Source organism: Streptomyces sp. NPDC005805 (genome assembly GCF_040630445.1).
GTDB lineage: Bacteria > Actinomycetota > Actinomycetes > Streptomycetales > Streptomycetaceae > Streptomyces.
Window position 1 is genome coordinate 1 of record NZ_JBEXXN010000096.1, and the last position, 9,482, is coordinate 9,482.

11 protein-coding genes and 1 pseudogene are annotated in these 9,482 nt (G+C 72.7%); 6 read left to right on the forward strand and 6 right to left on the reverse strand.

The window, feature by feature from the left end:
- Positions 1-118: 118 nt before the first annotated feature.
- Positions 119-745, reverse strand: coding sequence for a PepSY domain-containing protein (locus ABZ457_RS29965; RefSeq protein ID WP_359164017.1), 627 nt, complete (start codon positions 743-745; stop codon positions 119-121).
- A 73-nt stretch (positions 746-818) separates the two neighbouring features.
- Here ABZ457_RS29965 and ABZ457_RS29970 point away from each other — a divergent pair, with 73 nt between their 5' ends.
- Positions 819-1,484, forward strand: a complete 666-nt coding sequence (locus tag ABZ457_RS29970; protein ID WP_359164020.1) for a response regulator transcription factor — start codon at positions 819-821, stop codon at positions 1,482-1,484.
- A complete protein-coding gene (locus ABZ457_RS29975) occupies positions 1,481-2,941 on the forward strand; it encodes a HAMP domain-containing sensor histidine kinase (RefSeq protein ID WP_359164023.1) in 1,461 nt (486 codons plus the stop codon). The genes ABZ457_RS29970 and ABZ457_RS29975 overlap by 4 nt, the downstream gene beginning before the upstream one ends.
- 312 nt (positions 2,942-3,253) lie before the next feature.
- On the opposite strand, the gene ABZ457_RS29980 is transcribed toward ABZ457_RS29975, so the two are convergent.
- From ABZ457_RS29980 to ABZ457_RS29995, 4 genes are all read right to left on the reverse strand, one after another.
- A complete protein-coding gene (locus tag ABZ457_RS29980) occupies positions 3,254-3,730 on the reverse strand; it encodes a MarR family transcriptional regulator (RefSeq protein ID WP_359164026.1) in 477 nt (158 codons plus the stop codon).
- 134 nt (positions 3,731-3,864) lie between these two features.
- Positions 3,865-4,647 (reverse strand): AIM24 family protein, encoded by a 783-nt coding sequence (locus ABZ457_RS29985; RefSeq protein WP_359164029.1) that lies wholly within the window; start codon positions 4,645-4,647, stop codon positions 3,865-3,867.
- A complete protein-coding gene (locus ABZ457_RS29990; protein ID WP_359164032.1) occupies positions 4,644-5,294 on the reverse strand; it encodes an AIM24 family protein in 651 nt (216 codons plus the stop codon). The genes ABZ457_RS29985 and ABZ457_RS29990 overlap by 4 nt, the downstream gene beginning before the upstream one ends.
- A complete protein-coding gene (locus ABZ457_RS29995) occupies positions 5,294-5,932 on the reverse strand; it encodes an AIM24 family protein (RefSeq protein WP_359164035.1) in 639 nt (212 codons plus the stop codon). The genes ABZ457_RS29990 and ABZ457_RS29995 overlap by 1 nt, the downstream gene beginning before the upstream one ends.
- A 243-nt stretch (positions 5,933-6,175) precedes the next feature.
- Between ABZ457_RS29995 and ABZ457_RS30000 the strand changes: the two genes are divergently transcribed.
- From ABZ457_RS30000 to ABZ457_RS30010, 3 genes and pseudogenes are all read left to right on the forward strand, one after another.
- Entirely contained in the window at positions 6,176-6,523 is a 348-nt protein-coding gene (locus tag ABZ457_RS30000; RefSeq protein WP_359164038.1) for a DUF3817 domain-containing protein, read from the forward strand.
- Positions 6,520-6,813, forward strand: coding sequence for an MTH1187 family thiamine-binding protein (locus tag ABZ457_RS30005; protein ID WP_359164041.1), 294 nt, complete (start codon positions 6,520-6,522; stop codon positions 6,811-6,813). Before ABZ457_RS30000 ends, ABZ457_RS30005 begins: the two co-directional genes overlap by 4 nt.
- Before the next feature lie 350 nt (positions 6,814-7,163).
- A pseudogene (locus ABZ457_RS30010) lies at positions 7,164-7,763 on the forward strand (XRE family transcriptional regulator).
- A gap of 8 nt (positions 7,764-7,771) precedes the next feature.
- Here the strand turns inward: ABZ457_RS30010 and ABZ457_RS30015 are convergent.
- Positions 7,772-8,356, reverse strand: a complete 585-nt coding sequence (locus tag ABZ457_RS30015; RefSeq protein ID WP_359164044.1) for an NIPSNAP family protein — start codon at positions 8,354-8,356, stop codon at positions 7,772-7,774.
- Between the two features lie 74 nt (positions 8,357-8,430).
- Here ABZ457_RS30015 and ABZ457_RS30020 point away from each other — a divergent pair, with 74 nt between their 5' ends.
- A complete protein-coding gene (locus tag ABZ457_RS30020) occupies positions 8,431-9,357 on the forward strand; it encodes a YafY family protein (RefSeq protein WP_359164047.1) in 927 nt (308 codons plus the stop codon).
- The last annotated feature ends 125 nt before the right edge of the window (positions 9,358-9,482 follow it).

Below are 9,482 nucleotides of genomic sequence, written 5' to 3' on the forward strand. Positions count from 1 at the left end.
GTCTCGCTCCCGGCCGCCCCGGGGGCCCCCCCCCGGGGTCCGGCGGGGCGCCCGGGGCCGCTTCGTGCCCGTGCCGGACGGGGGCCGGCGCGGGGGTCGGGATGCCCGTCGGGTGCGGTCAGTCGTCGTCGCGGTCCTGCTGGGTGGTGGTGCGGGCGGAGGTGGCGTCGACGGTGACCTCGATCTCCTGGCCCTTGGCGGTCAGCAGGTCGACGTCCCAGTGGGCCGGGCCGCGGCGGTCGTCGTCGTCCCGGTCGTCGTCGCGGTCGTCGTCGAAGTCGACGGAGGTGACGGTGGCGCCCGGGTGGGCCTTGAGGGCGGCGTCCAGGGCGGCGCGGGCGTCGACCTTGGCGGCCTTCAGCGCGGCACGCTCGGCCCGGTCCTCGTCGCGGTCGTCGGCGTCGTCGTTCCGGTCGTCCCTGTCGTCGCCGTCGCGGTCGTCGTCCCTGTCGTCGTCGCGGTCGTCCCGGGTGTCGTCCCGGTCGCCGTCGACCGAGGTCACCGCGTCCGGGGCGGTGCTCGCCGGTGTGCGGTCGTCCGGGCCGTCGGCGGTGACGGCCGCGGCCGCGTACGCGCCGCCGCCGACCAGCAGTGCCGCCGTGACCGTCGCGATGACCAGGTTGCGCTTCATCAGGGTTCCTCCCGTGTCGTGCACGTCTCGTGCCGTGTGGTGCAGTCCGAGCGAGTCGGGCTGTTCGTCCGTGTGCCGCCCGTTCGTCCCGGTGTCGGCTACGGGTCCCACCATCCCGAAGGCATGCTGAAGCGGGCCTGAAGCAGTCTGAAGAGTTCTTCAGCCCCCGTTTGCGACCCTTGGGCGCATGAGGTTGCTGATCGTGGAGGACGAGAAGCGGCTCGCCCTCTCGCTCGCGGCGGGGCTGACCGCCGAGGGATACGCCGTGGACGTGGTCCACGACGGACTGGAGGGCCTGCACCGCGCGGGCGAGGGCGTGTACGACCTGGTCGTGCTCGACATCATGCTCCCGGGCATGAACGGGTACCGGGTCTGCGCCGCCCTGCGCGCCGCCGGGCACGACGTGCCGATCCTGATGCTCACGGCGAAGGACGGCGAGTACGACGAGGCCGAGGGACTGGACACCGGCGCCGACGACTACCTGACCAAGCCCTTCTCGTACGTCGTCCTGGTCGCCCGGGTGAAGGCGCTGCTGCGCCGCCGGGGCCGGGCCGGGGCCTCGCCCGTGATCGGCGTCGGCGACATGCGCGTCGACACCGCCGCCCGGCGGGTGCACTGCGGGGAGGCCGAAGTGACCTTGACCGCGAAGGAGTTCGCCGTGCTGGAACAGCTCGCGCGCCGCGCCGGGGAGGTCGTGGCGAAGGCGGAGATCCTGGAGCACGTCTGGGACTTCGCGTACGAGGGGGACCCCAACATCGTCGAGGTGTACGTCAGCGCCCTGCGGCGCAAGCTCGGCGCGGGCCGCATCCAGACCGTGCGCGGGGCCGGGTACCGGCTGGTGGCGGCGCCGTGAGGTCCGTCCGCGCGCGGGCCGCGCTGGGGGCGACGCTGGTGGTCGCGGTGGCTCTGGTCGCCGCCGGGGCCGCGGTGCTGCTGGCGCTGCGCAGCAACCTGATCGACCAGACCGATCTGCGTGCGGAGGTGGTCGCCCGGGACGTCGCCTCGCAGCTCGCGGCGGATGTGCGCCCCGAGCGGCTGGACCTGCCGGACGACGAGGAGCGCCCGGTGCAGGTCGTCGCCGAGGACGGCCGGGTGGTGGCCGTCACCGAGCGGCTGGAGGCGGTCTCGGGCACGTCGAGCGACGAGGTCGCGGTCCGGCCCGCCCCGGCCCCCTCCCCGTCCGGCGACGACGATGACGACGAGGACGACGATCCCGCGCGCGGCGAGGTGTCGACGGACGAGCCGCGCTTCACCTCCGGTTCGGCCACCGTGGACGGGGAGGAGGCCGACTACCGCTTCGCCTCCGTCGAGGTGACCTCGGGCCGGGAGCAGACGTACACGGTGTGGGCGGGCGCGCCGCTGACCACCGAGCAGGACGCCGTGAACACGGTCCTCAAGGCCATGCTGATCGGGCTTCCGGTGCTGCTGGTGGTGGTCGCCGGGGTGACCTGGCTGGTCACCCGGCGGGCGCTGCGGCCGGTGGAGGGCATCCGGAGCGAGATGGCGGCGATCACGGCCTCGGAGGACCTGTCGCGCCGGGTCCCGGAGCCGGACTCGCGCGACGAGGTGGCCCGGCTGGCGCGCACCACGAACGAGACGCTGGCGGCCCTGGAGGCGTCGGTGGAGCGCCAGCGGCGGTTCGTCGCGGACGCCTCCCACGAGCTGCGCAGCCCGATCGCGTCCCTGCGCACCCAGCTGGAGGTGGGCGCGGCCCACCCCGAACTCCTCGATGTGCCGGGCGCGGTGGAGGACACCGTACGGCTCCAGCAGCTCGCCGCCGACCTGCTGCTGCTGGCCCGCCTGGACGCGGGGGAGCGGCCCGGGCGCGGGCGCGTGGACCTCGGGGAGCTGCTGCGGGAGGAGACGGCCGGGCGGCCGGGCGACCGGGTGCCGGTCGCGGTGACGGCCTCCGCCGGTGCGGAGGTCGCCGGCTCGCGGTCCCAGCTGCGGCGGGTGGTCGGCAACCTCCTCGACAACGCGCAGCGCCACGCGACCGCGTCGGTCAGGGCCTCGGTGCGGGCGGAGCGCGGCTGGGTGGTGCTGGCCGTGGGCGACGACGGCGAGGGCGTGCCGCCGGAGGAGCGGGAGCGCATCTTCGAGCGCTTCGTCCGTCTCGACGACGCCCGCAGCCGCGACGAGGGCGGCGCGGGCCTGGGCCTGGCCATCGCGCGGGACGTGGCCCGCCGGCACGGGGGCACCCTGACGGTGTCCCGCGCGCCGGAGGGCGGCGCGCTCTTCGAACTGCGCCTGCCGGTCGAGGCGGACGCCTCGCGGGAGCCGGCGTCGGGGCAGGGGCCGTCAGCGGTGTGACGGCCCCGGCCCTTCCGGCCGCGTCCCCGCGCGGTGCGGGGAGCAGCCGTCCAGGTCGCGGTATTCGCCGGTCTGCTGGGGGCCGGCCCCGCGAGGCGGGGAGTATCCACCGAGGATCACCAGGCACTCCGACTTCTGGGGATCACCCCCGCACGCGCGGGGAGCGGGACGCCGACGCGCGCCCCGCCGAGGCCCGCCCGCGGAAAGCCGGACCGGACACCGCGGAAAGCCGGACCGGTCCCCGGGGAAAGCCGGACGGGCCCGGGGCGCGACACACGCCCCGGGCCCGTCACCGGGCACCTGCCGCCGTGGTCAGAGCTTGCCGCGCGACCCGCGCAGATGCTCGGCCACCGGCTTCAGCGAGGCCCGCAGCTCCGCGAGGGCCTCCGGCTCCAGGAGGTCGATGAAGTGCCTGCGTACGGAGGCCACATGGTGGGGTGCGACCTTCTGCATCGTCGCCACGCCCTCGTCGGTGAGGACCGCGTACAGCCCGCGCCGGTCCGACTCGCAGTGCTCCCGGCGGACGAGGCCGGAGTTCTCCATGCGGGTGATCTGGTGCGAGAGGCGGCTCTTGGACTGGAGGGTCGCCGCCGCGAGGTCGCTCATCCGCATGCGCCGGTCGGTCGACTCGGAGAGGTTGACCAGGATCTCGTAGTCGTTGTTGGTCAGTCCGAACGGCTGGAGGTCCTTTTCGAGCTGGTGCATCAGCAGCTTGTTGACTTCCAGATGCGTGCGCCAGGTGCACTGCTCGTCCTCGGTCAGCCAGCGAGTGGCCGTCTCGGTCTCCATGTAGAGATACTATCCTAAGAAGTTGAAAAGCGGACGAAGTTGGGGGGTGTGACGTCCGGCACCCGCACGCCGAGGGGGCACAAGGGGCGCACGAGGGGCGCAGACGTTCGACGTCACACTCCGCAGACTACCGCTCACAGTCCGAAGCGTCGCTGGAGGTCCCCGAGCTGGCCGGGAAGACGCTGTGAGGACCCGTGCTGACCAGCGCCTCCGCGCCCGCCGTGGCCACCCGGAACGCCCGGTTCTCCCCCTACCACCCCGACCGAGCGGTCCGCCATCAGCGCCTCGCTCGACTGCATCAGGACCGTGCCCGCGCCCACGAACTCGAACTGGTGCTCCTCCCCGGACGCCCCGCCGATACCGGTCAGCGCCCGGATTCCGCCCATCACGCCGGACATGTAGGAGTGGTCGTAGTGGTGGCACGGGGAGGGGCAGTCCGCCCAGCCGACCAGGGCCTGCGGGTCCACCCGGAGCGGCGGTTCCATGAAGACGACCGGGCCGTTGGAGGCCGCGACGAACTTCCCCGTCCCGATCAGGGTCAGGAAGCCCGGCACGATCGACTGCTTCAGGGCCAGGGAGGGCTGGTAGGCGAGGAGGTTGCCGGACCGGATGGTCAGGTTCCCCTCGTCCAGGTCGAAGGAGTTCACGTCGAAGGCGCGGTCCGCCAGCAGCATCTTGCCGCTGCCCTCCGCCACCACCCAGTCGCTCGCGTGCAGCGGCGAGTGGAAGGAGGTCCGCATCAGGCGGTCGAGCCGCCCGTGGCCGATCCCGTTGAACTCCATGTGCCCGTAGTAGGCGATCATCTTGCCCTTCTGGAGGAACCAGGGGCTGCCCTTGAGCTCCACACAGAAGGTGTACGGGTCGACGTTGTCGTCGCTCGGCAGGGTCGAGGGGTCGTGAATGACGGGCGTGCTCACAGCTTCTCCTCCGACGCCTGGACGTACACCGCACCGCTGCCGCTCAGCTCCAGCTGGAACGCCTCGCCCGAGCCGCGCCCCACCATGTCGCGCCAGCCGAGCGCGGTGGAGAGCTTGTTGCGCACGTCGCCGTGGTGGGCGACGTACGCCTGGGGGTCGACGTGGACGGGACGGCCGGGCGTGATCGGCAGCTCGATCACCCCGCCGTGCGCCATCACCGCGACCGAGCCGTGGCCCTTCAGGGTCGTGGTGAACAGCCCCTGGCCGGTGACCTGTCCGCGGACCATGCCCATGACCCCGCCCTGGGAGCCCATGAACATCGTGCCCTGGGTGAGCGACCCGTCGAAGGCGAGCAGCCGGTCCGCCTCCACGTAGAGGGTGTCGCCGGCCAGCTCGATCACCTGGATGTGGTGGCCGCCGTGGCCGAACATCACCGTGCCGCTGCCCTGCACGGTCATCAGCGGGGTCGCCTCGTTGGCGACCCGCCGGCCGATCATGGACATCACCCCGCCCTGGCCGCCCTGGATGTTCGGGGTGAAGGTGACCTCGCCCCGGTACGCGAGCATCGCGCCGCGCTGGGAGTAGAGGGTCTGGCCGGGCGCGACCTGCGCCTCGACCATCTTGGAGTTGATCTCGCGGAACGGCATCAGAGGTCGCCCCCGATCGTGTTCCGCTCGCTCGGCTGCACGTACACCAGGCCGTCCCCCTCGAAGCGGATCTGGAACGCCTCGCCGCCGCCCTCCCCGAGGAAGGTGCGGAAGGTCATACCGGACTGGAAGTCCTGGCGCAGGTTCCCCTGGTGGGCGATGTACGCGCCGGGGTCCACGGTCAGCGGGTACTGCGGCGTGACGCGCAGCACCACGGCGGGCCCCTCCGTCATGATCGCGGCCTGGCCGGTGCCCTCGACGGTCGTCGTGAACAGACCGTTGCCCTGGGAGGCGCCGCGCAGCCCGGTGAAGGTGGTGCCGGTGCGCAGTCCGGCGTCGGTGCAGAGCAGGTTGGACGACTCGACGTGCAGGGTCTCGCCGTTGAGCCGCACCAGGTTGATGTCGCTGGCCCGGTCCGCGAACCAGCAGGTGCCCTGCCCCTTCACCTCCATCACGGTCATCTGCTCGCCGGTGAGCCGGCGGGTCACCATGCCGCGGATGCCCTCCCCGCCGCCGGTCATCTTCTTGAAGGTCATCTGGCCGTCGTAGGCGACCATCGAGCCGTTCTTCGCCTTGACGGTGTCGCCGGTCATGTCGACGGCCAGCACCTTGCTGCCTTGCAGTCGGAACGTTGCCACGGGAGGAAGGTAACCGGAGATTTGGTGCTTCGACAGGGGTCTCAGGGAGGAACCGGACCCGGACGGGCCCGGTCTCCGTCCTGAGGCCCGCCCCTGAGGCCCGCCTCTGAGACCCGCCCCTGAGACCCGGCCCCTGACAAAGGCTTGGCAAAGTGGGCTGCCACAATGGGGCGGGCGCTTGTGCACCGATTCACAAGATCGTCCGTTCCGCCCTGCCCACCCCCGACGTCGAAGGTGCCTCACGTGGACATCAAGACCGCCTCCTCCCTCCACCGCCTCCGCCTGGTCTCCGCACCGGAGGCCGTGTCGTTCCTGCTGCTCCTGGTCTGCTCGGTGCTCAAGCGCACCACGGAGTTCAACGCGGTGCCGGTCATGGGCGCGATCCACGGTCTGCTCTTCGTGATCTACGTGCTGTTCTGGCTGGACGCCTGGAACCGCACCAAGTGGGACCTCAAGACCGCCGCGCTCTACTTCGTCCTCTCCGTGCTGCCCTTCGGCGGCTTCTACGCGGACCGCAAGCTGAAGCGCGAGGCCGACGCGGCCGTCATCGCCTCCCGCGCCCGCCGCGAGGGCACGGTGAACGCGGCGTGATCGTCGCCTTCTCCGTCACCCCGCTCGGTGTGGGCGAGGACGTCGGCGCGTACGTGGCCGACGCGGTGCGCGTCGTCCGCGAATCGGGCCTCCCGAACCGGACGGACGCGATGTTCACGTCCGTGGAGGGCGAGTGGGACGAGGTCATGGACGTCGTCAAACGCGCCGTCGCGGCGGTGGAGGCGCGGGCGCCCCGCGTCTCCCTCGTCCTGAAGGCGGACCTCCGCCCGGGCGTCACGGACGGCCTGACCTCGAAGGTCGACACGGTCGAACGCCACCTGGCGGGCTGACGCCCGCGCTTTCTCCGACGCCCCCGGCCACCACGTGTGGCGGCCGGGGGCGTCGCGCGTCGCCGGGGGATCGTGGCCACCCCCCGAGGACGTATCTTCCGCCGAACCAAGGACGGTTGGGCCTTTCGCCGCTACGGTCCGGAGAAAGCCCGAAGGGCCCTGGCGGGAGGCTTGACGTGAATGCCGCACTCAGGTCGGCGATGGACGATGCCGGGCTGTCCCCCCGCCAGTTGGCCCTGCGGGCAGGGGTCTCCGCGAAGCAGGTGGAACGACGGCTGGGGAACGCCGATCTGACACCACACGCGAGGAACCGAGCGGACGCCCGCCGGGCGTTGGGAGTGGACGAAGAGATGGTGTGGCCGAAGGCCGTACAGGACCGTGTGAAGACCGGGAACGACCGCGAACGACCGCGAACTCGTCCACAGTCACCCCTACCGGTCCGCCTGCCCGTCCACGGTCTGGGCCGAACTCGTGGAGGAGGCGCGGTCGGAGCTGTTCCTCGCCGGGTACACCAACTACTTCTTCTGGACCCAGGTGCCCCACTTCGCGGACACGGTCCGGCGGAAGGCCGGGTCCGGCTGCCGGGTGCGGTTCCTGCTCGGCGACCCCGGTGGGGAGGTCACCCGGCAGCGTGAGGCGATCGAGGACGTCACCCTCTCGGTCTCGACGCGGATCAGGATCACGCTCGAACACCTCGACCGTCTGGGGCCGCTCGACGGCCTGGAGGCACGGATCACGCACCCGTCGGACGCGTCAACCACGTGAGCCTGTCCGTGTTCCGCTTCGACGACGACGCCCTGGTGACCCCTCACCTCGCCCGCCTGGTCGGGCACGACTCCCCGCTGCTGCATCTGCGCCGCCACGGCGGCAACGGCATGTTCGACCGCTTCACGGAGCACGCCGAGGAACTGTGGGGCCGCGCCGAGCCCCGAGTCGCGGGCAGCGACTGAGCCGAGCACTACGCCGCCCCCGCCGCCCCTGAGCCGAACAGCCTGGTCGTCACCGGTGCCAGCCGCAGGCGTCGGCTCGGCCACGGCGGGGCCTGGGACGGCCCGAACCAGACGCGGACGTCCTCGCCGGTGCGGACCGGCAGGCGGGGGAAGTCGTTCTCGGCGGGCTCGGTGCGGTGGAGGGCGTGGGCGGGGGTCAGGTGCCGGGCCGCGTACGCGTCGAACGCGGCGGCCGGGCCGGGCGGCGTGCACACCGTCGCGAGGACCTCGCGGGCGCCCGGCGGCGGCGTGAAGCCCGGGCCGCGCAGCAGGAGGACGTCGTCGCTGTCGGTCATGGCCGCGTTGGCCGCGTCCCGGTGCGCGAGCCACACGGGCCCGGAGTAGAACGCCTCCAGCGCGCGCCGGCGGTGCGCCATGTCGGGGAAGGCGCGGAGCCAGACGAAGCGGTCGGGGTCGTCCAGGTCCCGGAACCGGCCGCCGAGGGTGATGCCGACCGCTTCCTGACCGGCCACGAACTCGCGCTCGAACAGCTCGATCAGGGTGTCCCGGGCTCCGGGACGGAGGGTGTACTGCCGGAGTTCGACGATGCTCATGCGCCGGAGGGTAGGAGGGGTTCCCTGACAACCCCTGTCAGGAGACATGGACCCCGCCGTGAATACTGACCCGCATGCGCGCCGGACGCCTGGTCACCCTGCTGCTTCTGCTCCAGAACCGGGGCCGGATGACCGCACAGCAGCTCGCCGAGGAGCTGGAGGTGTCCGTCAGGACCGTGTACCGGGACGTCGAGGCGCTCGGGGCGGCCGGGGTGCCGTTGTACGGGGCGGCCGGGCATGCGGGTGGGTACCGGCTGGTGGGCGGGTATCGGACGCGGCTCACCGGGCTGACCGCGGAGGAGGCGCAGGCCGCGTTCCTCGCCGCGCTGCCCGGGGCCGCCGACGACCTCGGGCTCGGTGGGGCGCTCGCCACCGCGCGGCTCAAGCTGCGGGCGGCCCTGCCCGCGGAGCTGCGGGAGCACGCCGGGCGGATCCAGGAGCGCTTTCTGCTCGACGCCCCCGGCTGGTACGGCGACGCCGACCGCACACCCCATCTCGCCGCGGTCGCCGCCGCCGTGTGGGAGCGGCGGGCGGTGCTGCTGCGGTACCGGCGGTGGCGGGCGCCGGAGGAGATCGAGCGCCGGGTGGAGCCGTACGGGCTGGTGCTCAAGGCGGGCCGCTGGTACGTGGTCGCGGGCGGTGCGACCGGGGTCCGGACCTACCGGGTCGACCAGATCCTCGGCGTACGGACCCTGGAGGAGTTCACCCCGCCGGACGGGTTCGACCTCGCCGCGTACTGGACCGGATACCTCGCCGGCTTCCGGGCCCGGCTGCACACCGGGGAGGCCCTGGTGCGGCTCACCCCGGAGGGCGCCCGCCGGCTCGGGGTGACGCCCGCCGGCGAGGGGTGGACCGAGGCCCGGGTGCCGATCGAGTCGGTCGACCACACCCATGGGGAGTTCCTGCGGCTCGGCGCCGAGATCGAGGTCCTGGCGCCGGCCGAACTCCGCGACCGGATCGCCGCGACCGTGCGGGCCCTGGCCGCGCGCTACGGGAGCTGAGACCGGGCACGGCACCGGCCGGCCGGTCGGCGCCTGAGAAAGTGTTGGGTAAGCCGTTGATCACTCGTGGTTGAGGTCTTCGGTGAGGCGTCGGGCTGCTTCGGTCTCGATGGGGCCGTGCGGCT